This window comes from Streptomyces sp. NBC_00385 (assembly GCF_035917155.1).
Taxonomy (GTDB): domain Bacteria; phylum Actinomycetota; class Actinomycetes; order Streptomycetales; family Streptomycetaceae; genus Streptomyces; species Streptomyces poriferorum.
Genome location: NZ_CP107951.1, coordinates 3062875 through 3086994, shown reverse-complemented (window position 1 = coordinate 3086994; position 24120 = coordinate 3062875). Strand labels below are relative to the sequence as shown.

Annotated in this window: 21 protein-coding genes; 14 read left to right on the top strand and 7 right to left on the bottom strand. The window is 71.8% G+C overall.

Annotation, left to right across the window (positions count from 1 at the left end):
* Window positions 1-154: 154 nt before the first annotated feature.
* Window positions 155-916, top strand: a complete 762-nt coding sequence (locus tag OG959_RS13455) for a SigE family RNA polymerase sigma factor (RefSeq protein WP_326658418.1) — start codon at window positions 155-157, stop codon at window positions 914-916.
* Between the two features lie 253 nt (window positions 917-1169).
* On the opposite strand, the gene OG959_RS13450 is transcribed toward OG959_RS13455, so the two are convergent.
* Window positions 1170-1826: a uridine kinase family protein gene (locus OG959_RS13450; protein WP_326658417.1), complete on the bottom strand. Its 657-nt coding sequence runs from the start codon at window positions 1824-1826 to the stop codon at window positions 1170-1172.
* A gap of 141 nt (window positions 1827-1967) precedes the next feature.
* Between OG959_RS13450 and OG959_RS13445 the strand changes: the two genes are divergently transcribed.
* Entirely contained in the window at window positions 1968-2384 is a 417-nt protein-coding gene (locus OG959_RS13445; RefSeq protein ID WP_219574105.1) for a hypothetical protein, read from the top strand.
* 57 nt (window positions 2385-2441) lie between these two features.
* Here the strand turns inward: OG959_RS13445 and OG959_RS13440 are convergent, their stop codons facing one another.
* Genes OG959_RS13440 through deoC form a run of 3 tightly spaced genes read right to left on the bottom strand, consistent with a single transcriptional unit; the run spans window position 2442 to window position 5738 of the window.
* Window positions 2442-3356, bottom strand: coding sequence for an aldehyde dehydrogenase family protein (locus OG959_RS13440; protein ID WP_326658416.1), 915 nt, complete (start codon window positions 3354-3356; stop codon window positions 2442-2444).
* The gene (locus OG959_RS13435; RefSeq protein WP_326658415.1) at window positions 3349-4785 is read right to left on the bottom strand and encodes an aldehyde dehydrogenase family protein; all 1437 of its coding nucleotides are present in this window, start codon (window positions 4783-4785) and stop codon (window positions 3349-3351) included. Before OG959_RS13435 ends, OG959_RS13440 begins: the two co-directional genes overlap by 8 nt.
* A 5-nt stretch (window positions 4786-4790) precedes the next feature.
* Window positions 4791-5738, bottom strand: a complete 948-nt coding sequence (deoC, locus tag OG959_RS13430) for a deoxyribose-phosphate aldolase (protein WP_306072311.1) — start codon at window positions 5736-5738, stop codon at window positions 4791-4793.
* A gap of 180 nt (window positions 5739-5918) precedes the next feature.
* On the opposite strand from deoC, the gene OG959_RS13425 reads away from it, so the two are divergent.
* From OG959_RS13425 to OG959_RS13375, 11 genes are all read left to right on the top strand, one after another.
* Window positions 5919-6557: a PH domain-containing protein gene (locus OG959_RS13425; RefSeq protein ID WP_326658414.1), complete on the top strand. Its 639-nt coding sequence runs from the start codon at window positions 5919-5921 to the stop codon at window positions 6555-6557.
* Between the two features lie 247 nt (window positions 6558-6804).
* Window positions 6805-7176, top strand: coding sequence for a hypothetical protein (locus OG959_RS13420; protein ID WP_326658412.1), 372 nt, complete (start codon window positions 6805-6807; stop codon window positions 7174-7176).
* Between the two features lie 61 nt (window positions 7177-7237).
* The gene (gene pstC / locus OG959_RS13415) at window positions 7238-8239 is read left to right on the top strand and encodes a phosphate ABC transporter permease subunit PstC (RefSeq protein WP_326658411.1); all 1002 of its coding nucleotides are present in this window, start codon (window positions 7238-7240) and stop codon (window positions 8237-8239) included.
* A 13-nt stretch (window positions 8240-8252) separates the two neighbouring features.
* Window positions 8253-9473: a phosphate ABC transporter permease PstA gene (pstA, locus tag OG959_RS13410; RefSeq protein WP_326658410.1), complete on the top strand. Its 1221-nt coding sequence runs from the start codon at window positions 8253-8255 to the stop codon at window positions 9471-9473.
* A gap of 3 nt (window positions 9474-9476) precedes the next feature.
* Window positions 9477-11174, top strand: a complete 1698-nt coding sequence (gene pstS / locus OG959_RS13405) for a phosphate ABC transporter substrate-binding protein PstS (RefSeq protein WP_326658409.1) — start codon at window positions 9477-9479, stop codon at window positions 11172-11174.
* Entirely contained in the window at window positions 11171-13597 is a 2427-nt protein-coding gene (locus OG959_RS13400) for a hypothetical protein (protein ID WP_326658408.1), read from the top strand. The genes pstS and OG959_RS13400 overlap by 4 nt, the downstream gene beginning before the upstream one ends.
* Before the next feature lie 398 nt (window positions 13598-13995).
* On the top strand, window positions 13996-14964 hold the full coding sequence (locus OG959_RS13395; protein WP_326658407.1) for a substrate-binding domain-containing protein: 969 nt from the start codon (window positions 13996-13998) through the stop codon (window positions 14962-14964).
* Between the two features lie 98 nt (window positions 14965-15062).
* Window positions 15063-16454, top strand: a complete 1392-nt coding sequence (locus OG959_RS13390) for an Ig-like domain-containing protein (protein ID WP_326658406.1) — start codon at window positions 15063-15065, stop codon at window positions 16452-16454.
* Window positions 16455-16531: 77 nt separating this feature from the next.
* Entirely contained in the window at window positions 16532-17485 is a 954-nt protein-coding gene (locus tag OG959_RS13385) for a sortase (protein ID WP_326658405.1), read from the top strand.
* 23 nt (window positions 17486-17508) lie between these two features.
* Window positions 17509-18336, top strand: a complete 828-nt coding sequence (locus OG959_RS13380; protein ID WP_326658404.1) for a phosphate ABC transporter ATP-binding protein — start codon at window positions 17509-17511, stop codon at window positions 18334-18336.
* Entirely contained in the window at window positions 18333-19028 is a 696-nt protein-coding gene (locus tag OG959_RS13375) for a hypothetical protein (RefSeq protein ID WP_326658403.1), read from the top strand. The genes OG959_RS13380 and OG959_RS13375 overlap by 4 nt, the downstream gene beginning before the upstream one ends.
* 22 nt (window positions 19029-19050) lie before the next feature.
* On the opposite strand, the gene OG959_RS13370 is transcribed toward OG959_RS13375, so the two are convergent.
* From OG959_RS13370 to OG959_RS13360, 3 genes are all read right to left on the bottom strand, one after another.
* The gene (locus OG959_RS13370) at window positions 19051-20694 is read right to left on the bottom strand and encodes a phospho-sugar mutase (protein WP_326658402.1); all 1644 of its coding nucleotides are present in this window, start codon (window positions 20692-20694) and stop codon (window positions 19051-19053) included.
* Window positions 20695-20997: 303 nt separating this feature from the next.
* Window positions 20998-21822, bottom strand: coding sequence for a purine-nucleoside phosphorylase (locus OG959_RS13365; protein ID WP_326658401.1), 825 nt, complete (start codon window positions 21820-21822; stop codon window positions 20998-21000).
* Window positions 21823-21957: 135 nt separating this feature from the next.
* On the bottom strand, window positions 21958-22395 hold the full coding sequence (locus OG959_RS13360) for a gamma-glutamylcyclotransferase (RefSeq protein ID WP_136327705.1): 438 nt from the start codon (window positions 22393-22395) through the stop codon (window positions 21958-21960).
* A 284-nt stretch (window positions 22396-22679) separates the two neighbouring features.
* On the opposite strand from OG959_RS13360, the gene OG959_RS13355 reads away from it, so the two are divergent.
* Entirely contained in the window at window positions 22680-24119 is a 1440-nt protein-coding gene (locus tag OG959_RS13355) for an NAD(P)H-quinone dehydrogenase (protein ID WP_326658400.1), read from the top strand.
* Window position 24120 lies beyond the last annotated feature (1 nt).

The window sequence follows — 24120 nt, the reverse complement described above, 5'->3', positions numbered from 1 at the left end:
AGTTGGTCCCCTCTCATGCATCCGGCAGCCCCGAATCACGTCCGCGCCGGGCCCTGTGACAGGTCTGTGACAGTCGGCGGACAGGGCCATGAAATCGCCCCGGCAAGCTCGTTGACACAAGGAACGGACGGACTCCACCGACGGGGGGCGCGAGATGAACACAACGCACAGCATCACCACGAGCGCAGTTGTCACGCGTCTCCACGACGTCGGGCGGAGCACCGAGAAGTCCGGCGCCGCAGTGAACGGACGGGGGTGCGTTCGAGGCGCCGGGCGTCAGCACCCGTCATACATGACGGTGGTCGACGCGCCTGCCGCCACGGGGGCGGGCAACGGGGGAAGCGCGTACGGGGAGGTCACGGGGGAGCGGAGGGCCCCGGCGCAGACCGAGGACGCCGAAGTGGCGTTCACGGCCTACGTCCGGGAGCGCCGCGCCTCCCTGTACGCCACCGCCTACCACCTGACCGGCGACCGGTTCGAGGCCGAGGACCTGCTGCAGAGCGCCCTCTTCTCGACGTACCGGGCATGGGACCGGATCAGCGACAAGGCGGCGGTCGGCGGTTATCTGCGCCGCACCATGACCAACCTGCACATCAGCGCCTGGCGCAGGCGCAAGCTGAACGAATACCCGACCGAGGAGCTGCCGGAGACGGCGGGCGACACGGACGCGATGCGCGGTACGGAGCTGCGCGCCGTGCTCTGGCAGGCGCTGGCGCGACTGCCAGAGACACAGCGCACGATGCTGGTCCTGCGCTACTACGAGGGCCGTACGGACCCGGAGATCGCGTCCATCCTCGACATCAGTGTCGGCACGGTGAAGTCCAGCATCTGGCGGTCGCTCCGCCGGCTGCGTGAGGACGAGGTCCTCAGCTTCGGCCGTGACGAGGAGGAGTCCTTCGGCGAGCTGGTGGCCTGAGGCAGCGGGGGGAACGGGGGCGTCGCTTCGGGGGAGGCGGCGCTGTCACGGGGGAGCGGGGCCGCTGCTTCGGGGGAGGCGGCGGTGTACGGGGGTACGGGGTACGGGGAAGCTGAGGGGTCGGACGGGCCGGGGGGTCCTGTCCGGCCCCTCGGCGTTTGTGCGGGTTCTGCGGGGCGCGGGCTTTGCGGGGGCGCTGCCCCCGGACCCCCGCTCCTCAATCGCCGGAGGGGCTTGAGCGCGCCCCCGCTCCTCAATCGCCGGAGGGGCTGATTCTTACCGGCGTCGGTGCCGGTGTGCGGCAGCGGCCCGCAGCGGCTGCGGCCAGGCGGCCCAGGGCCTCGGCCTTGCCGCAGGGATGCGCTCCCAGCTCCGCCTGGCGCGCCACGATGCGGCGTTCGGCGCGCATCAGCCGCCAGCCCCGGCGCAGCAGGAACGGCACGGACTTGCGGCCTTCGCGCAGGTCCCGCAGCAGTCGGCGGCGGAACGTGGTCGACGGGCGGCCGCGCAGGCACAGGGCGTCCGCCAGCAGGCCCAGGGACTGGCACCGCTCCACGATGTCCGCTGCGAAGATGCCCTCGGCCACGAAGAGCGGCGTGCGCTCGATGTGGAAGCCCTCGTGGCCCGTACGGGAACTGGTCGCGATGTCGTACACCGGGACGTCGGTCCGTCCGGTGCGGCACAGTTCCGTGATCGCGGCGACCGCCGCGTCGGCGTCCCAGGACAGGGCGGAGTCCCAGTCGATGTCCGTGCTGCCGGTGACGAGCGGCAGCGTGGGGTCGCCTGCCTCCTTGTAGAAGTCGTCCAGCCGCAGCACCGGAAGACCGGTACGGGCGGCCAGGGATGACTTGCCGGAGCCGGAGGGGCCCGCCAGCAGGACGACGCGGGTCGAAATCGCTTGGGAACTCACAGAACACAAGTGTGAGGCATTGACCCGCACAGGGGATCCCCGGAGGTCCTGTTGGTATCCGGCATCACACCTCAACTACTCTGTGCACTCAACCGATTACTCGATTGATGGTTCGAATCGGCCCGATCAGGTGGGAACTTCATGGCACGTCACGCACTTTCCAAGTCCCGGCGCCGCACGCTGCTGCGGGCAGGTCTGACCGTCACCGCGGTGGGTGCCGCGCTCGGTGCGGGGGGTGCGGCGGCCCAGGCGGCCCCGCTGCCCCTCGTGCAGGCGTCGGGTACGGACACCAGCCTCGGCGAGGCGAGCGAGGCGGCCGGTGGTGCGGTCACCGGCGCGCTCGGCCACTCGCTGGGCAGCGGCATCGCGCCCGTCACGCATCTGCAGCTCGACCCGCTGGCCGGTACGGGCGTCGACCCGCTGGACAACGCGGTGGGGACGCAGGTCGCCGACTTCAAGCCGGTCTCCACCGCACTGGTCACCGACCCGGTGACCAGTGGCGGCGCGCTGAAGGACCTGCCCGTGGTGGGGCAGGTCACGGGCCTGCTGCACGGCTGACGCGGAGCGGCCCGCGCCCGGATTCGTTCCGGGGCGCGGGCCGCTGCCGTGTCTGCGTCAGTACGAGGAGCCCGACACGCCCAGTGCGCCCGTCGGGTGCCAGACCGTCTTGGTCTCCAGGAACGCCGTCAGGCGGCGGGTGCCCGGGTCGGCCGACCAGTCGTCGCCGTCGGCGTCACCGTCCACAGCCTGTGGACGGGAGACCCGCTTCAGGTTGTCGGCCGCCGCGATCTCCAGCTCCTTCGCCAGATCCGCGTCCGCCCCCGTCAGGTCGATGCCGTTCACGTCCTGGTGGGAGGCGAGCGGGGCGGCGATCTCCGCCGTCCTCCCCGACAGGATGTTGACCACGCCGCCCGGCAGGTCCGAGGTGGCCAGCACCTCGCCGAGCGACAGCGCGGGCAGCGGGGACGCGGCCGAGGCCACGACGACCGCCGTGTTGCCGGCCGCGATCACCGGGGCGAGCACCGAGACCAGGCCCAGGAACGACGACTTCTGCGGGGCCAGGACGGTCACGACCCCGGTGGGTTCCGGCGTCGAGAGGTTGAAGAACGGGCCCGCGACCGGGTTCGCCCCGCCCACGACCTGGGCGATCTTGTCCGTCCAGCCCGCGTACCAGACCCAGCGGTCGACCGCCGCGTCCACGACGGCCGCGGCCTTGGACTTCGAAAGCCCCTCGGCCTCCGCCACCTCCCGGACGAACTGGTCCCGGCGGCCCTCCAGCATCTCCGCGATGCGGTAGAGGATCTGGCCGCGGTTGTACGCGGTCGCGCCCGACCAGCCGCCGAACGCCTTGCGGGCGGCCACGACGGCGTCCCGCGCGTCCTTGCGGGAGGACTGGGGCGCGTTCGCCAGCCACTTGCCCTTCGAGTCCGTCACCTCGTACACCCGGCCGCTCTCGGAGCGGGGGAACTTGCCCCCGACGTACAGCTTGTAGGTCTTGAAGACGCTCAGTCGGTCACTGCGCTCAGACATCGAGGTAACCCTCCAGGCCGTGACGGCCGCCTTCGCGGCCGAAGCCCGACTCCTTGTATCCGCCGAACGGCGAGGTCGGGTCGAACTTGTTGAACGTGTTGGCCCAGACGACGCCCGCCCGGAGCTTGTTCGCCACCGCGAGGATGCGGGAGCCCTTCTCGGTCCAGATGCCGGCCGAGAGGCCGTACTGGCTGTTATTGGCCTTGGCGACCGCCTCGTCCGGTGTACGGAACGACAGCACGGACAGGACCGGGCCGAAGATCTCGTCGCGGGCGACGGTGTGCGCCTGGGTGACGCCGGTGAACAGCGTCGGCGCGAACCAGTAGCCGGCGGAGGGCAGCTCGCAGGGGGCCGACCAGCGGTCCGCGCCCTCGGCCTCGCCCGTCTCGACGAGCGCGGTGATCCGGGAGAGCTGCTCCTCGGAGTTGATCGCGCCGATGTCGGTGTTCTTGTCCAGCGGGTCGCCGAGTCGCAGCGTGGACAGCCGGCGCTTGAGGGAGTCCAGCAGTTCGTCCTCGACGGACTCCTGGACCAGGAGTCGCGAGCCCGCGCAGCAGACCTGGCCCTGGTTGAAGAAGATGCCGGTGACGATGCCCTCGACGGCCTGGTCGATGGGGGCGTCGTCGAAGACGATGTTGGCGCCCTTGCCGCCCAGCTCCAGCGTGGCCTTCTTGCCGGTGCCGGCGATCTGGCGGGCGATGGCCTTGCCGACCGCGGTCGATCCGGTGAAGGCGATCTTGTTGACGTCCTCGTGCTCGACGAGGGCCGAGCCCGCGTCCCCGTAGCCCGTCAGGATGTTGACGACGCCCTTGGGCAGGCCCGCCTGGCGGCAGATGTCGGCGAAGAAGAGGGCGGAGAGCGGGGTCGTCTCGGCCGGCTTCAGCACCACCGTGTTGCCGGTGGCGAGCGCCGGGGCGATCTTCCACGCGAGCATCAGCAGCGGGAAGTTCCACGGGATGATCTGGCCCGCGACGCCGAGCGGACGCGGGTTCGCCCCGTACCCGGCGTGGTCCAGCTTGTCGGCCCAGCCCGCGTAGTAGAAGAAGTGCGCGGCGACCAGCGGGAGGTCCGCGTCGCGGGTCTCCCTGATCGGCTTCCCGTTGTCGAGGGTTTCGAGAACGGCGAGCTCGCGGCTGCGCTCCTGGATGATCCGGGCGATCCGGAACAGGTACTTGGCGCGTTCGGAGCCGGGCAGCGCCGACCACTTCTCGAACGCGCGGCGGGCCGCCTTCACGGCCCGGTCCACGTCCGCGGAGCCTGCCCGCGCGACCTCGGAGAGCACCTCCTCGGACGACGGGCTGACCGTCTTGAAGACCTGGCCGTCGGCGGCGTCGGTGAACTCGCCGTCGATGAACAGGCCGTACGAGGGGGCGATGTCGACGACGGAACGGGATTCCGGCGCCGGTGCGTACTCGAATGCAGATGCCATGGGAATCAGTCCACCGTCACGTAATCGGGGCCGGAGTAACGGCCGGTGCTGAGCTTCTGGCGCTGCATCAGCAGGTCGTTCAGCAGGCTGGAGGCGCCGAAGCGGAACCAGTGGCTGTCCAGCCAGTCCTCGCCCGCCGTCTCGTTCACCAGCACCAGGAACTTGATGGCGTCCTTGGAGGTGCGGATGCCGCCGGCCGGCTTCACGCCGATCTGGATGCCGGTCTGCGCGCGGAAGTCGCGCACCGCCTCCAGCATCAGCAGGGTGTTCGCGGGCGTGGCGTTGACGCCGACCTTGCCGGTCGACGTCTTGATGAAGTCCGCGCCCGCCAGCATCCCGAGCCAGGAGGCCCGCCGGATGTTGTCGTACGTGGACAGCTCGCCGGTCTCGAAGATCACCTTCAGCCGTGCGCGGCCGCACTCGGCCTTCACGGCGAGGATCTCCTCGTACACCTTCAGATAGCGGCCGGAGAGGAAGGCGCCGCGGTCGATCACCATGTCGATCTCGTCGGCCCCGGCCGCCACGGCGTCCCGGACGTCCGCGAGCTTCACGTCGAGCGCGGCGCGCCCGGCGGGGAAGGCCGTCGCGACGGACGCCACCTTCACGCCGGAACCGGCCAGGGCGGCCACCGCGGTCGCCGCCATGTCGGGATAGACGCAGACCGCCGCGGTGTGCGGGGTCGTGCGGTCGGTGGGATCGGGATGGACGGCCTTGGCGGCGAGCGCGCGGACCTTGCCCGGGGTGTCCGAGCCTTCCAGCGTCGTCAGGTCGATCATCGAAATGGCGAGGTCGATGGCGTACGCCTTGGCCGTCGTCTTGATCGAACGGGTTCCGAGCGAGGCGGCGCGCGCTTCGAGGCCGACGGCGTCGACGCCGGGCAGCCCGTGCAGGAAGCGGCGCAGCGCACTGTCGGACGCCGTCGCGTCGGCGAATGCGGGAGCAGTGGTGGGCATGGTCACCACATGAGCATATCTACGCGCGTAGCGGCCTGTACAGGGGCCCAGGTCGGACGCGTATCGCGCGGCGGCGCGGCGGAGGCGAACGCGCGTCCGGGGCCGGTCCCGCCCGGCTCCGTACGCGTGTCCGGGCGGCCGCCCCCGCGTCCGCCGCGCACGTCAGGCAGAATCGGGCTCATGACGAGCCCCACACCGCCCTCCGAGCCCACCTACGCCGACCGGACGTTCCGGTCGCCCGCCGGGCTGATCGGAGGTGTCCTGCTGCTCGTGCTCGTCGGCTGGATCGGCGTGGACGCCGTCATCCAGGGCGAGGGCAGCGTGCCGTGGCTGGCGCTGGCCGCTCTGCTGACCGTGGTGCCGCTGGTGGTCGCGTTCACCCTGCGGCCGGTGGTGTCCGCCAGCGAACAGCGCATCCGGATCCGTAACCCGTTCCGGACGATCACGCTGCCGTGGACCGACGTCAAGGACGTCCGAGCCGGGTACTCGAGCGAGATCTTCACCCACGACGGCAGGAAGTACCAGCTCTGGGCGATCCCCGTGTCGCTGCGGCAGCGCAAGAAGGTCGCCCGCCACCAGTCCCGGCAGGCGGTCGACGACCCGCACGGCCGGACGTCCGTCACCGCCGACGTACGCGACACGAAGGCGCGGGCTGCGGTCGCCGACCAGACGATGCACGACCTGCGGCAGCTGGCCGAGCACGCGGGCGACAAGCCCGCCGCCGAGGGCGTCGTCGCGTCGGTCCGCTGGGCGTACGAGGTGATCGCACCGGCCGTCGTCGGCGCCGTGCTGCTGGCGGTGCTGCTCATCGTCGGCTGACGGCAGCCGAGCGAACAGCTCACGGTTGCCGCGCGAAACAGCGGTGAGAGGCGCCCCCGGCCGGGTGGAGTACCGGCCGGGGGCGCCCGCATGTATGCCGGGCGGCCTACGGGCAACTTCCTTGTGAAAGCCGACCGGTTCGCCTGTTTCCGGGCCCGGCGGTCACGCCCGTCTCCATACATTGCGCCTGCCGCCCCGGCGTCCGACCGGGCGGCGGGGGGTGGGGCGTGATGACGGGTGGGACCGGATGACGGACGACGGGAGAACCGGGGCCGGCGGGGCGCGGTGCCGGATCGATGTCGGGGTGGACGGCGGATACGAATGGCGGATGGTGGCGCAGAACGGGCGCGTCGTCGCCGTGTCCGCCGGTTCGCACGCCGAGTACGGCGCCTGCCTGGCCGACTTCGGTGAGGTGTGCGCCCGCGCCGGTGAGCTGACGGGCGGAGTGCAGCACACGCCCGGGGGCAACGGCTGGATGTGGGTGCTGCGGGACGCCGAAGGGCGGACCGCCGTCGTCTCGGCGCGCGCCTACGAGCGGCACTCGACCTGCCGGGCCGCGTACGACCGATTCCGCGCGCTGCTGGGCGAGTTGGGGGGTGTCACCGGAAGTTGCCCGTAGGGCACACCTCATTCACGTTTCAGTGCGCGCATGTCAATGACGCCGGGCGAGCGTCGACCGCGTGACAAGAGATACGAGTGGGACCGAGGCCGAGGTGCCCCGGCGGCTGTACGCGGATCCGGGACTGCCCGACCGTGTCTTCCGCGGGGTGGCCCGCAGCGGTGGCGGCCTGGTGCTCGCGGTGATGCTGCTGGTCGGCGGGTTCCTGCTGTACCGGGCCTGGCAGGCGCTGTCGCGGGCGGGCTGGTCGTTCCTGACGACGGAGACCTGGGAGCCGGACGCGGGACGGTTCGGGATCGCCGCGGTGCTGGTCGGGACGGTGCTGATCGCGCTGGTCGCGATCGCCGTCGCCGTACCGCTGGCGGTCGGCGGGGCGCTGTACATCTCCGAGTACGCGCCGCCCCGGCTGCGCCGCACGCTGATCAGTGTCGTCGACCTGATGGCCGCCGTGCCGTCCGTCGTCTACGGGCTGTGGGGGCTCTTCTTTTTCGAGGGGAAGATCCTGCCCACGGCCCGCTGGATCGCCACCTACCTGGACTGGATCCCGTTCTTCCACGTGAAGGGTGCCGATCCGTCCGATCCGCTCGCGCCGGAGACCGTCTACACCTCGTCGACCTTCGTCGCCGGTGTCGTCGTGGCACTGATGGTCGCCCCGATCGCCTGCTCGGTCATGCGCGAGGTGTTCTCGCAGGCCCCGGTCGGTGAGCGCGAGGGCGCGTTCGCGCTGGGCGCGACCCGGTGGGGCATGATCCGCAGTGTCGTCCTGCCGTTCGGCAAGGGCGGCATGATCGGCGGCACCATGCTCGGGCTCGGCCGGGCGCTCGGCGAGACCATCGGCGTGTACCTGATCATCTCGCCGGTCTTCGAGATCCAGTGGCACGTGCTGCAGAGCGGGACCAGTTCCGTCGCCGCGCTGATCGCCCTGCGCTACGGCGAGGCCAGCGAGTTCGGCATGTCGGCCCTGATGGCCGCGGGCCTCGCGCTCTTCCTGATGACCCTCGTCGTCAACTTCGCCGCGTCGTCGATCGTCGCCCGCAGCCGTTCCGGCGCGGCGAGTGAATAGGGGCCCCGACCACATGACCATCGCACCCGAGAAGCCCGCCGCGACCGCGGAGCGGCCGACGTCCGTGGGGGAGCGGCGCCGGTCCCTGAACCTGCTGCGCGCCACCGACGTGTACGCGCTGCTGGGCGCCGCGGCCGCGTCCCTGGCCCTCACCGGGCTGCTGTTCACCCGGCTGCTGCCGTTCAGCGGAACCGTCGGCTTCCTGGTCGTCGCGTACGTCCTCTTCCTCGCCCTCTACGGGTTCCTCGTCTCGTTCGACGAGGACGGTCCCGCCGTACGGGACCGGCTGGCGGCCGTCGTCGTGCAGAGCCTCGGCCTGGTCATGGTTGTCGCGCTCGGCTTCGTCATCGTGTACACGCTGTGGGAGGGCCGCAAGGCGCTGCCGCACCTGAACTTCTTCACCGAGGACATGGCGAAGGCGGGCCCGCTCGACCCGCTCTCGGCCGGCGGCATCCTGCACGCCATTCTCGGCACGCTGGAGCAGATCACCATCGCGCTGGCCCTGACCGTGCCGAGCGGCATGGTCTGCGCGGTCTTCCTCAACGAGGTCCCCGGCCGCTTCGCCCGCTTCGTGCGCACGGTCGTCGAGGCGATGACCGCGCTGCCGTCCGTCGTCGCGGGCCTGTTCATCTACGCGACAGTGATCCTGGCCCTCGGCTTCGACCGCTCCGGACTCGCCGCGGCCCTCGCGCTCGCCGTGATGATGCTGCCGATCATCATCAGGGCCGCGGACGTGGTGATCCGGCTGGTCCCGGGGACCCTGCGGGAGGCCTCGTACGCACTCGGTACGTCACGCTGGCGCACCGTCTGGCACGTGGTGCTGCCCACCGCGAGGTCCGGGCTGACGACCTCCGTCATCCTCGGCACCGCCCGCGGCGTCGGCGAGACCTCGCCCGTGCTGCTCACCGCCGGATTCACCGCCGAGATCAACGGGGACCCGCTCTCCGGGCCCCAGGTCTCCCTGCCGCTCGCCACCTTCGAGTTCGTCAAGTCCCCCGAGCCCACGATGATCGCCCGCGGCTTCGGCACGGCGGCCGTCCTGATGGGCCTCGTGCTCGTCCTGTTCGTCATCGCGCGCGTCATCGGAGGCCGCGGACCGGGGCAGCTGACCCGGCGTCAGGAGCACCGCAGGGTGCAGGCGTCGCGGCGGGACGCGGAGCGGTTCGCGGCCCGCGCCGCCCGGTCCGGGAAGCCCGCACCCCTGGAAGTATCCCCGCCCACGAGGAGTGAGTGACCAGTGAGACCGGCAACCGTCTCCCGACTGACCCTGGCGGTGGCGGCACTGGTGTGCGCGCTGCTCGCCCTGCACCCGGCGGCCGCACACGCGGCCACGTACACGAAGATCAGCGGCGCCGGCTCCACCTGGAGCTCCAACGCCCTCGACCAGTGGCGCCGCAACGTGTCCGCCAACAGCGGGATGACCGTCAACTACGCGGCGGTCGGCTCCTCGGTCGGCCGTGAACAGTTCAAGAACGGCACCGCGGACTTCGCCGTCTCCGAGATCCCCTACGGGCTCACCGAGGCCGGCATGCGCGACGCCCCGCCGAAGCGGGGATACGCGTACATGCCGATCGTCGCCGGTGGCACGGCGTTCATGTACAACCTGAAGATCGGTGGCAAGAAGGTCACCAATCTGCGGCTCTCCGGCGAAGTCATCACCAAGATCTTCACCGGCACCCTCACGATGTGGAACGCCCCGGAGATCCGGGCGGACAACCCGGGACTCACCCTCCCCGCCCGCCGCATCATCCCGGTGGTGCGGTCCGACGGATCCGGCACGACCGCCCAGCTGACCACCTGGCTGGCGAAGGAGCACGCCGGCCTGTGGGACGCCTACTGCAAGCGCGCCGGGCGCTCCGCCCCCTGCGGGATGACGTCGTACTACCCGGTCGTGCCCGGTTCCTCGACCATCGCCAAGTCCGGTTCGCTGGGCGTCTCCGGCTACACGAAGCAGGGCCATGCCGAGGGGGCCATCACCTACGTCGAGTACTCCTACGCGATCAAGACCGGGTTCCCGGTGGCCAAGATGCTCAACTCCTCGGGCTACTACGTCGAGCCGACCGCCTCCAGCGTCGCCGTGGCGCTGATGGAGGCCCGGATCAACGAGGACAGGAACGCGGACAACTACCTCACCCAGATCCTCGACGGCGTCTACCGGTCCGCCGACCGGCGCACGTACCCGCTGTCCAGCTACAGCTACATGATCGTGCCCACCGAGGCGGAGTCCCCCTTCACCACGGCCAAGGGCGGGACGCTCGGTACGTTCGCCAACTACTTCCTCTGCGAGGGCCAGCAACAGGCCGAGGAGCTCGGCTACTCGCCGCTGCCCAAGAACCTCGTCCAGGCGGGCTTCAACCAGGTGCGCCGGATCCCCGGCGCACCCGCGTCGAGCGTCGACATCACCAAGTGCCGCAACCCCACGTTCTCCTCGGACGGCTCCAACACCCTCGCGAAGAACGCCCCTTACCCCAAGGCCTGCGACAAACGCGGCACCACGCAGTGCGCCGACGGCACGGCGGGAGCCAAGCAGCAGACGCGGGTCAACTCCGGTGCGAACGGGGGAGGTTCGGGCGGTGGTTCCACCGGTGGCGGTTCCGGTTCCGGCTCCGGCGGCGGTACGGGCGGCTCCGCCGCCGGGGGAGCGGCGGGCGGTTCCGCCGCACCCGACGCGACCGCAGCCGCGTCCGGCGGTGCGGCGGGCGGTTCGGCCGGCGGCGCCGTCGACCCCGAAACCGGCGAGGTGATCGGTACCGACGAGACGGGTGACTCCTCCGTCGTCGGCAATCCGCTCACCCTCGCGTCCGACGACTCGCCCGGCCTGCGCGGGGCGCTGATGGCGCTCTCCGCGGTGCTGCTCCTCGGAGTGGTCGTCGGCCCACCGATCACCGCACGGGCCCTGTCCGCCCGCAGCCGACGCAAGGAAGGCCTCCGATGAACCGCAGACGCGTCACGGCCGGCATCGTCGCCCTGCTCGCCGCCCTGGTGGTGGCGCTCCTTCCGCTGCCCCCTCTCACCCAGCCCGCGCGCGCCGCGACCGGCTCGGCGGTGACGGTGACCGGCAAGAAGGGCGAGTTCAACGACTTCTCCGGACTGAAAGTGACGGTGGACCAGACGAAGGACCTGCGGGCCCAGGGGGTACGGATCAGCTGGACCGGAGCCAGGCCGACGCAGACCGGCTTCAGAGGCGACTACCTCCAGCTCATGCAGTGCTGGGGGGACGCGTCGGCCGGCCCCACCCGCGAGCAGTGCCAGTTCGGTGCGGCGCAGAGTCCGAGCGCCTCCTCCGGCTTCACGAACCTGCGCCAACTCTCGGTCGCCGATCCCGCCGAGACGCAGTACGTCGACAACGGCACCTTCGAGTCCTACGTACCGTTCCGCCCCGCGGACGGCGGGAAGCCGACCACCGGATCGAAGGACTGGACCTACTTCAGCTCCCTGGACACCAACGAGGAGCCGTACGCCGTCACCCACGAGGACGGCACCGGAGAGTTCACCTTCGCGCTGCAGACCCGGCAGGAGGCGTCACAGCTCGGCTGCGGGGAGCCGGTGACGAAGAACGGCAGGGTCACCGGGCGGTCCTGCTGGCTGGTGATCGTGCCGCGCGGCAGCACGGACGTCGACGGCGTGCCCAGTACGACGACGGAGCTGCGGTCCTCCCCGCTGAGCACCTCCAACTGGGCGACCCGCATGGTGGTCCCGCTGGACTTCCTCCCGGTCGGCAACACCTGCCCCGCCGACCGGGCCGAGCGACGGGTGATCGGATCGGAACTGATCACCGACGCCATGAGCTCCTGGCAGCCCGCGGTCTGCTCGGCGGCCGGCGGGGCGAAGTTCGCCTTCACCCAGGGCGGCGAGGCCTACGCCAGGGAAACGATCGCCCAGCCGCGCACCGGAGCGCCCGGACTGGCGTTCACCGTCGCACCGGCCGAGAGCGGGGGAACGGCGGGGACTCCCGTACACGCCCCGCTGGCCGCCGCCGGGCTGACCATCGGCTTCTTCGTCGAGATGCCGGGCAGCGGACAGCTCGCCACCATGAAACTCACCCCCCGCCTCGTCGCGAAAATGCTCACGTCCTCCTACCAGAAGGATGTGAGCCGAGCCCGGAAGACGATTCCCGAACACCTCGCGAACAATCCGCTCAGCCTTTTCCACGACCCGGAATTCCAGCAACTGAATCCCTTGTTCGCGAACTGGAAAGCGACGTCGCCCGCGCCCATGAGTCTCATGGTGCAGCTGGAGAGTTCCGACACCTCCGCAATGGTCTGGGACTGGCTCAGATCGGACCGTGAGGCCAGGGGATTCCTGGCCGGCACGCCGGATCCATGGGGCACGAAGATCAATCCGTACTTCGGGGAGCTGGGTCTCGCCACGGACAGCGCCGTGTCCGACTTCCCCAAGGCGGACCCGACCCGCACCTCGCTGACGATCGGAACGGAGGAGCTCGAGTACGGGACCACGGAGGTCGCGCCGTACGTCCAGGACATGCACGAAGGCGCCCTGCGCACCCGGCGCGGCAACAACGGGGCCACGACGACCGCCGCCCTGGGCGGCAACGGCACCCCCGCCAAGCTCGTGAACACCCCGCCGCTGGCCGGCCAGCGGATGGTCCTCGCGATCGTCGACCTCGCCTCCGCCGCGCGCTACGGACTGCAGACGGCGGCCCTGCGCAACGCCGACGGCCACTTCGTGACGCCCACGACCGCGTCCGTGCTCGCGGGCGTCGCGGCGATGAAGGACTCCGCCGTGCCGGGCGTCCTCGCCCCGGCGCCCGGTGCCGCAAAGGGGGCGGCCTACCCGCTCGCCACGGTGGCCTACGCTGCCGCCTACCCGACCCTCCCGGCGGCCGACCGCAAGGACTACGCCGGGCTCATCCGGTACGCGGCGGGGGCGGGCCAGACCCCGGGCCTGTCGCCCGGCCAGCTCCCACCGGGCTACGCCCCGCTGCCCGCCGCCCTCCGCGCCCAGGCACTTGCCGCCGCAGACCGGCTGCAGGACCCGAAGACCGCGGACGGAGGTTCGGGCGCGGGCGGATCGTCGGGGGCCGGGAGCACCGGCAGCTCCGCAGGTTCCCCTGGCGGCGGATCCGGGGCAGCGGGCGGCGGATCGGGCGGGACCGGCGGAGCTGCGGGCGCGGGCGGGGGAGAGGCGAACCCGGACGCGGCCGGCACACCGGCCAAGGCGGCCGGCCCCGCCGACCCCAAGCAGAACGTCGCCCAGTCCGGCGGACTCACCCCCTCCACCGTCCTCGGAATCATCCGCTGGGTCCTCCTCGGCGTGCTGGTCACGGGTGGTGCGGCGGCCCTTTCCGGACCGGTCCTGCTGCGCCTTTCGGTGCGGAAATCCGTCCGGGCGGGCTGAGACCGACCGGCAGTTGGGGGCGGCGTCGCGGGGCTGGGCACGCACATCTGCGGCGTTGTCGTCAATCAACAACTCCCCCATAGCCCTAAAGGCATGGGGGGACCCGCTTCGCGTTGCCTCAATCCTCCGCCTTGCAGCTGCACGCACCCGGCCCCGCTCCTTCACCCACCCCGCAATTGCCGGTCGGTCCAAGTTCTCCAGGAGTCACCTCGTACAGGAATCCGTAACCTGATCAACCGTCGCCGTTGGTGGCCGCCGATATCCGGATGCGGAAAGGTAATCGGTGGCCGGCCGACGGGTCGGCGGCACAAGGATTCGAAATTCTGCAGATATCCGAATCCTGCTTGAGCGTCCATTCCTTCCATTCCTCATATCCGTAAGCACGGAGGAGAACAGAAGTGAACGTCAAGTCCCGCGCACGCATCGGTGCCGTTGTCGGCGCCGCAGCCCTCGCCCTCGGCGCCATGGCCGCCCCCGCCTCGGCGGACCCGGCCACCGGCGACTACCGGGTCCTCGCCGGCGTCGGCTCCGACACCACGCAGGACGTCGTGAACGGCCTGGGCACCGCGATCGACAGCGGTGATCTGATCGCCTCGTACAACGCGCTCGGATCGGCGACGATCAAGACCCGCGCCACCGGTTGCGAGATCGCCCGGCCCAACGGCTCCTCGGCCGGCATCAACGCGCTGCGCAACGCCGTCGACAACAACACCGGATGTCTGGACTTCGCGCGCTCCTCGCGCGGCGTCGCGAACACGTCTTCGAACGACCTGACCTGGATCCCGTTCGGCAAGGACGCGGTCACCTTCGCGGTCCGCTCCGACAGCGCCCTGCCCCAGGCGCTCACGACGGCGCAGCTGGTCTCGATCTACACCTGCGACACGACCACCCTCAACGGCGTGGCGCTCACCCCGCTGCTGCCCCAGTCCGGCTCCGGCACGCGGTCCTTCTTCCTGGCCCAGCTCGGCCTCACCGAGGACACGTTCGGCCCGTGTGTCGACGACACCGTCCAGGAGCACAACGGCGAGGCGCTGGACAGTGCCGGTGACATCGCCCCGTACTCCGTGGCGCAGTACATCGCCCAGGGCAACGAGATCGACGGCGTCGTCGACCGTCGCGGCGACGCCGTGCTCGGTTCGGTCAACGGGGTCCAGCCCCAGCTGACCGACGGCACGCTCAACACCGCGTTCCCCTTCAACCGTGACGTCTACCACGTCGTCCCGACCGCCGAGCTCGGCGACGCGACGATCGCCGCCGCGTTCGTCGGCTCCACCTCCAAGGTCTGCGCGCAGACCGCAGTGATCAACACCTACGGCTTCGGCACCCTCACCAACTGCGGCGCCACCAGCCTCAAGGGTGAGAGCTGAGCACCACCCCGTCACCGCGCAACGGCCGGGCACCCCACGGGTGCCCGGCCCCGCGGCGTATCCGCCACCACCGCATCCCATTGGGGGGACCGATCACCATGAGACACCTCGCACCACCGCGAACGGCCGCTGCCCTGCTGCTGTGCTGCTCGCTCCTGCTCGCCGCCTCGGCGGCCGTCCTCGGGCTCGCACCGTCCGCCCGCGCCGAGGACTCGCTGGGGAAGCTGACCTTCCCCGTCACCTCCGGGAAGACCGCCGACAATCCCGGCTTCCCCGAGGTGACGACGGACGGCCCCTGCCCGTCCACCAACGCCCAGCAGGTGTCCCTCGTCGTGGCCAATCCCAGCGGCGGCACGATCACGCTGGGCAAGACGACGGTCGGAGCACCCTTTGACCAGGGGCCGTTCACCGCCGGAATCCTCGCCGGCAAGTCGCTGGAGTCCGTGCTGAGGGGCTGGACGCCGACCGGCTCACTGGACGGCGCATACGACATCCGGCTCATGTGCCGCACCGCCGCCAACGTGGGCGGGAAGTACTTCGCCGCGAAGGTCCAGGTCACCGGCGACTCCTGGACCCTGGAGGCACCCGTCGCCGCCGGGACCACCACCGCCCTCACCGCCGCCCCGGCCGCCACCGCCCCTGTCGGCGCCGAAGTCACCCTGACCGCCGCCGTCACGCCCGCAGCCGCGGCCGGCAAGGTCACCTTCCTGGACGGGGCCACCGCGCTCGGCACCGTCGACGCCGCCTCCGGCACCGCCGTGCTCAGGACGACCGCGCTCGCCCAGGGCGCGCACACCCTGACCGCGTCCTTCGCCCCGGCCGACACGGCCGCGTACGCCGCATCGGTCTCCACGGCCGCCGCGTACACCGTCACCGCCGCCGGCTCGCCCTCGCCGGACCCGAGCGACACCGGCAGCCCCACGCCGACCGCACCCACCGACCTCGACGCCACCGACGCGGACGGCACCGCCCTGGACGTCAACCCGACGCTCACCGCAGGCCAGAAGGTCCTCCTCACCGCGCGCGGCTACACCAAGGACGCCAAGGTGAAGGTCGCCCTCGCCGACAGCGAGGCCACCTTCCCCGACGCCACCGCGGACGCCCAAGGGGCGGTCACCGCCTACGCGTTCACTGTCCCCGCCGACAGCGAGGACGGCTCGTACACGCTCAGCCTCACCGAGGACAAGGCCGACGGCCACAGCGTCGAGTTCATGTACAGCATCGGGGACGCCCCGGGCCCGGACCCCGACCCGAGCGACTCCGCCACCGCCGACGACGGCGGTACGACGGACGGGACGGACGGCGGGGACTCCGGCGCGGCCGACACCGGAGGCGGCGACGGCTCCACGGGCGGCGGCGAGACCGCCACCGGGCCGCTCGCCTCCACCGGCACCAGCGCCCTCGCGCTCGGCGCCGCCGCCCTCGCGCTCTGCGGGCTCGGCACGGCGTTCGTGATGCACGCCCGCCGCAAGGGCCTGCTCCAGTTCTGAAACCCGGGGGGCGGGGCATTGCCCCGCCCCCGAGCCCCTTCCGACCCCGTGCCCGCCCTGCGAGGAGCGCCTTCGCCGTGACCACCGTGCTGACCCCGCCGCCCCCACCGGTGACCCCCGCACCACCCCCGCCGACACCTCCCGCGACGGGACCCGACTCTCCGTCCGGCCCCTCCGCGCCGCCCGCCCGCCCCGGTCTCGCCCTGACCGGAGCGGTGTTGTGCGTTCTCGCCGCCGTGCTCCTCGGCTTCGCCGCCAACCTCACGGTCGTCGGCCACCTCCAGCACGCCCGCGACCAGCAGGCCGGCTACGACGAACTGCGCAGGCAACTCGCCCTCGGCACCGCCCCGGTCGGCCAGCGCACCTTCGACGACAAGCCACTCGCGATGGGCGCGCCCGTCGCCCTGCTGCGCATCCCCACGCTCGGCCTGCGCGAGGTCGTCGGCGAGGGCACCACCTCCGGTGTCCTGATGTCCGGGCCCGGCCACCGACGCGACACCCCGCTGCCCGGCCAGGCCGGCACCAGCGTCGTCATGGGCCGGCAGTGGGGCTACGGCAGCCCCTTCCACGCCCTCGACAGGCTTCCCGTCGGGGCGAGGATCGAGGTGACGACCGGGCAGGGCAAGGCCGTGTACCGCGTGCTGGGCGTCCGGCGTTCGGGCGACAAGCTCCTCGGGCCCGCCGGGACCGGGGGCCGGCTCACCCTGATGACCGCGTCCGGCAGCCCGTACACCCCGGCCGGAGTGCTGTACGTCGACGCCGAGCTCAACACGCCCGTGCAGCCCAGCCCGCCCCGCCACCTCCGCCTCGGCTGGACCGGGCCCGCCGAGGCGGCCCTCGGCGGCGAGAGCGGCGCCTGGCTCGCGGTCTTCCTCTGGTCACAGGCGCTCCTGATCGCCGCGCTGCTCGCCGTCTGGCTGCACCGGGTCTGGGGCACCTGGCAGACCTGGATCACCGCCGGACCCGTACTGGCCGCACTCGGCCTCGCCGTCTCCGGCGCCGCCACCCGCCTCCTCCCCAACCTGCTCTGACCCAACAGGAGTTGACGACCGTCATGACCACCGACACGATCCGGCTGCCCGCCGTGGCCCGTACCGTCACCGCGGCGCCCGCCACCCTTGAGGCCGAGGCGGTCTCCGCCTGGTTCGGCGACCACAAGGTCCTGGACCGGGTCTCGCTCGCCATGCCCGCCCGCGAGGTCACCGCCCTCATCGGCCCGTCCGGCTGCGGCAAGTCGACCTTCCTGCGCATCCTCAACCGGATGCACGAACTGATCGGCTCCGCCTCCCTCGCCGGCCGGGTGCTGCTCGACGGCGACGACATCTACGACCGGGGCCGCCGCATCACCCGGGCCCGCCGCGAGATCGGCATGGTCTTCCAGAAGCCCAACCCGTTCCCCGCCATGTCCCTGTACGACAACGTCCTGGCCGGCCTGAAACTCAACGGCATCAAGGCCGCGAAGGGAGGCCGGGACGACCTCGTCGAGGAGTGCCTGACCAAGGCGGGGCTGTGGCGCGAGGTCAAGGACCGGCTCCGCCAGCCCGGCGGCGCGCTCTCCGGCGGCCAGCAGCAACGCCTGTGCATCGCGCGGTCGTTGGCGGTACGGCCCCGGGTGCTGCTGATGGACGAACCCTGCTCGGCCCTCGACCCGACGTCCACCCGCCGCATCGAGGAGACCATCGCCGACCTCAAGGAGGAGGTGACCATCGTCATCGTCACGCACAACATGCAGCAGGCGGCCCGAGTCTCCGACCACTGCGCGTTCTTCCTCGCCGCGCAGGGCACCCCGGGTGTCATCGTCGAACACGGCCTGACCGACGACATGTTCCACCGCCCGCAGGACGAGCGGACCGCCGACTACGTGAACGGCCGCTTCGGATGACCCGACGCGGGCCGGGCGTGCTCGCGCTGCTGTGTGCCGCGCTGGTGGTGGGGTGCGGGGCGGGGCCTGCGGTCCGGGAGGCGCCGGTGGCCGTACGGGCGACGGTTCCCGCGCCGCTGTCCGCGTCGCAGGAGGAGTCCGGGTCCGCGAGCCCGTCCCCGGCCCCCGTGTCCCGGCCGTCCACGCCCGTTCCTGTACGGACGACGGCTCCGGCGCCCCGCGCCTCCGCCGTACCGGGCCCCGACCTCTCCCTTCGCACGCCGGCCGCCACATCGGCCGCGACCCCGTCGCGCCCCGCCGCGACCGGCGCCACGCCCGCCCGCGCCCCGGGGACCGTGCTGCGGATCGGCGACTGGTCGGCCCGGATCGTGCGCGGCGGCCAGGAGGAGATCGACGCGTGCCGGGAGGCGGTCCAGTGGTCCGGGCCCGACTTCGGCCGGGAGGACGCGTACAAGATGCGTACGGCCGTGGTCGTCGGCCACGACTACTGCGGCTTCAGCCGGTTCGCGACGCTCCCCGTCGGCACCCGGGTCACCGTCGAGACGCCGCGCGAGACCCTGGCCTACCGGGTGTACGCCCACTACCTCACGCCCGGCCGCGGCGCCCCCGCGCACGGGCTGTTCTGGGGCGACCTGACGCTCCAGTCCTGCGTGGGCCCGGACACCGGCTTCACGTACCTGATGCGTACCTGAGCCGGTGTGCGGCAGGGGACCGTCAGATACCGGCCGCGGCCGCCAAGTCCCGCTTGATGCCGGCCAGCAGCTCCGCGCCCTTCGCGCGGGCCGCGGGCAGTTCGTCGGCCGAGCCGACCGGCACCACGACCTCCAGATAGCACTTGAGCTTCGGCTCGGTGCCGCTCGGGCGGACGATCACCCGGGCGCCCTCCAGCTGATAGCGAAGCCCGTCGGTCGGCGGAAGCAGTTCCGTACCGTGCGACAGATCCTCGGCCGAGGTGACGGCGAGGCCCGCGAGCGCGGTCGGCGGCTGCTCGCGCAGACGGCGCATGGCGTCCGCGATGACGGACAGGTCCTCGACCCGGACCGACAACTGGTCGGTGGCGTGCAGCCCGTGCTCCAGGGCGAGGTCGTCCAGCAGGTCGAGCAGCGTACGGCCCTGCTCCTTGAGTACGGAGGCGAGTTCGGCGACCAGCAGCGCGGCCGTGATGCCGTCCTTGTCGCGGACGCCGTCCGGGTCGACGCAGTAGCCGAGCGCCTCCTCGTAGCCGTACCGCAGACCTTCCACACGGGCGATCCACTTGAAGCCGGTCAGCGTCTCCTCGTAACCGAGACCCGCCTTCTCCGCGATCCGGCCGAGGAGGGACGACGACACGATCGACTCGGCGAACACGCCGCTGACACCGCGGCGGACCAGATGGGCGGCGAGCAGCGCGCCGACCTCGTCGCCCCGCAGCATCCGCCAGCCGCCGTCCACGGCCGGGTCCGGGACGGCGACGGCGCAGCGGTCCGCGTCCGGATCGTTGGCGATGACGAGGTCCGGGTTCGAGCGGCGCGCGGTGGCGAACGCGAGGTCCATCGCGCCGGGCTCCTCCGGATTGGGGAACGCGACGGTGGGGAACTCGGGGTCGGGCTCGGCCTGCTCGGCGACGAGGACCGGGGCGGGGAAGCCGGCGCGGTCGAAGGCGGCGGTGAGCACGGAGGTACCGACGCCGTGCATCGCCGTGTACACGACGCGGGCCGTGCGCGGCGATCCGGAGTCCAGTACGGCGTCCGTACGGGCCAGATAGGCGTCCAGGACCTCGTCGCCGAGGGTCTCCCAGCCGCTGTCGGGGCGGGGCACGGTGTCGAGCGGGCCGACCGCGGCGATGGCGGCGGCGATCTCGCCGTCGGCCGGCGGCACGATCTGCGAGCCGTCGCCGAGGTAGACCTTGTAGCCGTTGTCGCGCGGCGGGTTGTGGCTGGCGGTGACCTCGACGCCCGCGACGGCCCCCAGATGCCTTATGGCGTACGCCAGGACGGGGGTGGGGAGCGGGCGGGGGAGTACGGCTGCCCGCAGACCGGCGCCGGTCATCACGGCCGCGGTGTCCCGGGCGAAGTCGGTGGACTTGTAGCGGGCGTCGTAGCCGATGACGACGAGGCCGCCGTCCTGTCCCTGGTCCTTCAGATACGCGGCGAGTCCGGCGGCGGCGCGGATGACGACGGCGCGGTTCATCCGCATGGGCCCGGCGCCGATCTCACCGCGGAGTCCGGCGGTGCCGAACTGGAGCGTGCCGGCGAAGCGTGCGCCGAGCTCGTCGAGGTCCTCGGCGTCGATGAGCTTCGCGAGCTCGTCGCGGGTCTCGGGGTCGGGGTCCTCGGCGAGCCAGGTGCTGGCCCGGGCGATGAGGTTCTGCTCCTGCACGGTGTCCGCCTTCCTTGTGGTCTGGGTGGGGGGTTGCGGGTGGGCGCCTGCGGCGGGCCTTGTCCCCTCCCCGCCCCTTCCCGTAACCGGGGGCGCTGCCCCGGGCCCCCGCGCCTCAAACGCCGGCGAGGCTGAGGTGCGGGGCTCCGCCCCGGGCCCCCGCGCCTCAAACGCCGGCGAGGCTGGGATTCACGTCCAGCGGGGGCACAATCAAGCCCCTGGGGGTCCCCCGGACGAAGTCTGGGGGAGATTGAGGAGCGGGGGTACGGGGGCAGCGCCCCCCGAAACGGCGCGCCCCCGCCGTCAGATCCGGTCCAGGACCCTCGCCAGCAGCGACCCCATCCGGGTCGCCGAGTCGCGCCCCGCCTGGAGCACCTCTTCGTGGTTCAGCGGCTCCCCGCTCAGCCCCGCCGCCAGGTTCGTCACCAGGGAGATGCCCAGCACCTCGGCACCCGCCTCGCGGGCCGCGATGGCCTCCAGCACGGTGGACATGCCGACGAGGTCGCCGCCCATCACACGGACCATGTTGATCTCGGCCGGGGTCTCGTAGTGCGGGCCGGGGAACTGCACGTACACGCCCTCTTCGAGGGTCTCGTCGATCTCCTTGCACAGCGCCCGCAGCCGCGGCGAGTACAGGTCGGTCAGATCGACGAAGTTGGCGCCGATGATCGGCGACGCCGCCGTGAGGTTGATGTGGTCGCTGATCAGGACCGGCTGTCCGGGGCGCATGCCCTCGCGCAGACCGCCGCAGCCGTTCGTCAGCACGATGGTCTTGCAGCCCGCGGCGACGGCGGTACGCACCCCGTGCGACACGGCGGCGACGCCGCGGCCCTCGTAGAAGTGCGTGCGGCCCAGGAAGACCAGGACGCGCTTCTCGCCGATGCGGTACGAGCGGATCGTGCCGCCGTGGCCCTCGACCGCGGGGGCGGGGAAGCCGGGCAGGTCCGTCACCGGGAACTCGGCCTCCGGAGTGCCGAGCGCATCGCCGGCCGGCGCCCAGCCGGAACCCATCACGAGGGCGACGTCGTGGGTCTCGGCACCGGTCAGCTCGCGCAGGCGGGCAGCGGCGTCGGCGGCGGCGGCGTGCGGGTCGCCCTGGATGTGGTCCGGAATAACTGATGCGTTCACGCGGATGAGCGTAACCGCTGAATCCCTACGCGCGTAGATGCTCCTGTACAGAGTCTTGGCGCGTTCGTTTGTGTGTTCCCACAGCGAGCCGCGGGTGAGGCGGGGAAAAGCCAGATCAGAGCGGGTTTCCGGCGGTCAGCAGGGGCGCTTGCGGAGTTCCATCACATAGTCGTGCGGCGCGCCCGCGGAATCGGCCGCGTCGGCCACCTCGCCCAGGTAGCGGGCCGACGGCAGCCCGCCCTCGTACCCGTTCAGCACATACATCCAGGCCGGCTCCTCGCCGTCCAGGGTGTGCACCCGGACCCGCATGCGGCGGTAGATGTCCAGGCCGACGCCCTCCCAGCGGTCCATGGAGTCCTCGTCCATGGGCGCCAGGTCGTAGAGCGCGACAAACACCTGGGAGCGCGGCGCCTCGACCACCGTGGCCAGCGCGCCCTCCCAGCCCATCTGCTCGCCGCCGAACGTCAGCCGCCAGCCGTTCAGCCAGCCGGTGCCGCGCAGCGGGGAGTGCGGTGCGCGGCGCGTCATCAGCCGCGCGTCGAGGTTGCCGGCGTACGCGGCGTAGAGCGACATGGGATCGAGGGTACGGGAGGTGACACCGGGAGCGTCGATTCCTGGGAGGAACCACCCTGCCCGGGGATCCGGATTCCGGGCCGGCCGCCCCCGCGCGCCGGCCGGTCCGACCGGCCGGCGCCCGTGCCCGGGGCGCCCCGGCGCACGTATGGAGGGCCCCGGGGCGAAGCACCTTGGCGCGTGCGGGACAATGAAGTACGTACTGCATTCCCCCGGGGCGGCCCCCCGGACCCCGGCCGGGACAGCAGACGGCCGCGGGACGAGAAACGCGAGGCGGACTTTTCGTGACCCGGATCGTGATCATCGGCGGCGGACCCGGCGGGTACGAGGCGGCATTGGTGGGCGCCCAGCTCGGCGCGGAGGTGACCGTCGTCGACTGTGACGGCCTCGGCGGCGCGTCCGTGCTCACCGACTGCGTGCCCTCGAAGACCCTGATCGCGACGGCAGAGGTGATGACCACCTTCGACTCCTCGTACGAGGAGCTCGGCATCATCGTCGCGGACGACACGCCGCACATAGAGCAGGCGGCGCGGGTGGTCGGCGTCGACCTGGGCAAGGTCAACCGACGGGTGAAGCGCCTCGCGCTCGCCCAGTCCCACGACATCACCGCCTCCGTCACCCGTGCCGGCGCACGGGTGATGCGCGGGCGCGGCCGTCTGGAGGGCCTCCAGGCCGCCGACGGCTCCCGCCAGGTCGTCGTCACGGCGGCCGACGGTACGGAGGAGACGCTCACCGCGGACGCCGTGCTGATCGCCACCGGCGGTCACCCCCGGGAGATCCCGGACGCGCTCCCCGACGGCGAGCGGATCCTGAACTGGACCCAGGTCTACGACCTCGACGAGCTCCCCGAGGAGCTCATCGTCGTCGGCTCCGGTGTCACCGGCGCCGAGTTCGCCGGTGCCTACCAGGCCCTCGGATCCCGCGTCACCCTCGTCTCCTCCCGCGACCGGGTGCTGCCGGGCGAGGACCCGGACGCCGCGGCCGTCCTGGAGGACGTCTTCCGGCGCCGCGGCATGAACGTGATGGCCCGCTCCCGCGCCCAGTCCGCCAAGCGGGTCGGCGACCGGGTCGAGGTGACCCTCGCCGACGGCCGGGTCATCACCGGCTCGCACTGCCTGATGGCGGTCGGCGCGATCCCGAACAGCGCGGGCATGGGTCTGGAGGATGCCGGGGTCCGGCTCAAGGACTCGGGCCACATCTGGACCGACAAGGTCTCCCGCACCAGCGCGCCGGGCGTCTACGCGGCCGGTGACGTCACCGGGATCTTCGCGCTCGCCTCGGTCGCCGCCATGCAGGGCCGGATCGCGATGTACCACTTCCTCGGCGACGCGGTGGCGCCGCTGAACCTGAAGACGGTCTCCTCGAACGTCTTCACCGACCCCGAGATCGCCACGGTCGGCTACACCCAGGCCGACGTCGACGGCGGCAAGATCGACGCCCGCGTCGTCAAGCTTCCGCTGCTGCGCAACCCGCGCGCCAAGATGCAGGGCATCCGGGACGGCTTCGTCAAGATCTTCTGCCGGCCCGGCACCGGCATCGTGGTCGGCGGTTGTGTCGTCGCGCCTAAGGCGAGCGAGCTGATCCATCCCATCTCGATCGCGGTCGACAACAATCTGACCGTGGAACAGATCGCAAACGCCTTCACTGTGTATCCGTCCCTGTCGGGATCGATCGCGGAAGTGGCCCGGCAGTTGCACACCCGGAAGCAGGCGGGCGAGGCGTAAC

Bases quoted from the DNA above. Each gene is read 5' to 3' on its own strand.
- OG959_RS13360 (WP_136327705.1), bottom strand. From the start codon at position 22,395: ATGTCGCTCTACGCCGCGTACGCCGGCAACCTCGACGCGCGGCTGATG.
- deoC (WP_306072311.1), bottom strand. From the start codon at position 5,738: ATGCCCACCACTGCTCCCGCATTCGCCGACGCGACGGCGTCCGACAGT.
- OG959_RS13440 (WP_326658416.1), bottom strand. From the start codon at position 3,356: ATGTCTGAGCGCAGTGACCGACTGAGCGTCTTCAAGACCTACAAGCTG.
- OG959_RS13420 (WP_326658412.1), top strand. From the start codon at position 6,805: ATGACGGACGACGGGAGAACCGGGGCCGGCGGGGCGCGGTGCCGGATC.
- OG959_RS13435 (WP_326658415.1), bottom strand. From the start codon at position 4,785: ATGGCATCTGCATTCGAGTACGCACCGGCGCCGGAATCCCGTTCCGTC.
- OG959_RS13445 (WP_219574105.1), top strand. From the start codon at position 1,968: ATGGCACGTCACGCACTTTCCAAGTCCCGGCGCCGCACGCTGCTGCGG.
- OG959_RS13375 (WP_326658403.1), top strand. From the start codon at position 18,333: ATGACCCGACGCGGGCCGGGCGTGCTCGCGCTGCTGTGTGCCGCGCTG.
- OG959_RS13455 (WP_326658418.1), top strand. From the start codon at position 155: ATGAACACAACGCACAGCATCACCACGAGCGCAGTTGTCACGCGTCTC.
- OG959_RS13425 (WP_326658414.1), top strand. From the start codon at position 5,919: ATGACGAGCCCCACACCGCCCTCCGAGCCCACCTACGCCGACCGGACG.
- OG959_RS13380 (WP_326658404.1), top strand. From the start codon at position 17,509: ATGACCACCGACACGATCCGGCTGCCCGCCGTGGCCCGTACCGTCACC.
- OG959_RS13390 (WP_326658406.1), top strand. From the start codon at position 15,063: ATGAGACACCTCGCACCACCGCGAACGGCCGCTGCCCTGCTGCTGTGC.
- OG959_RS13400 (WP_326658408.1), top strand. From the start codon at position 11,171: ATGAACCGCAGACGCGTCACGGCCGGCATCGTCGCCCTGCTCGCCGCC.
- pstA (WP_326658410.1), top strand. From the start codon at position 8,253: ATGACCATCGCACCCGAGAAGCCCGCCGCGACCGCGGAGCGGCCGACG.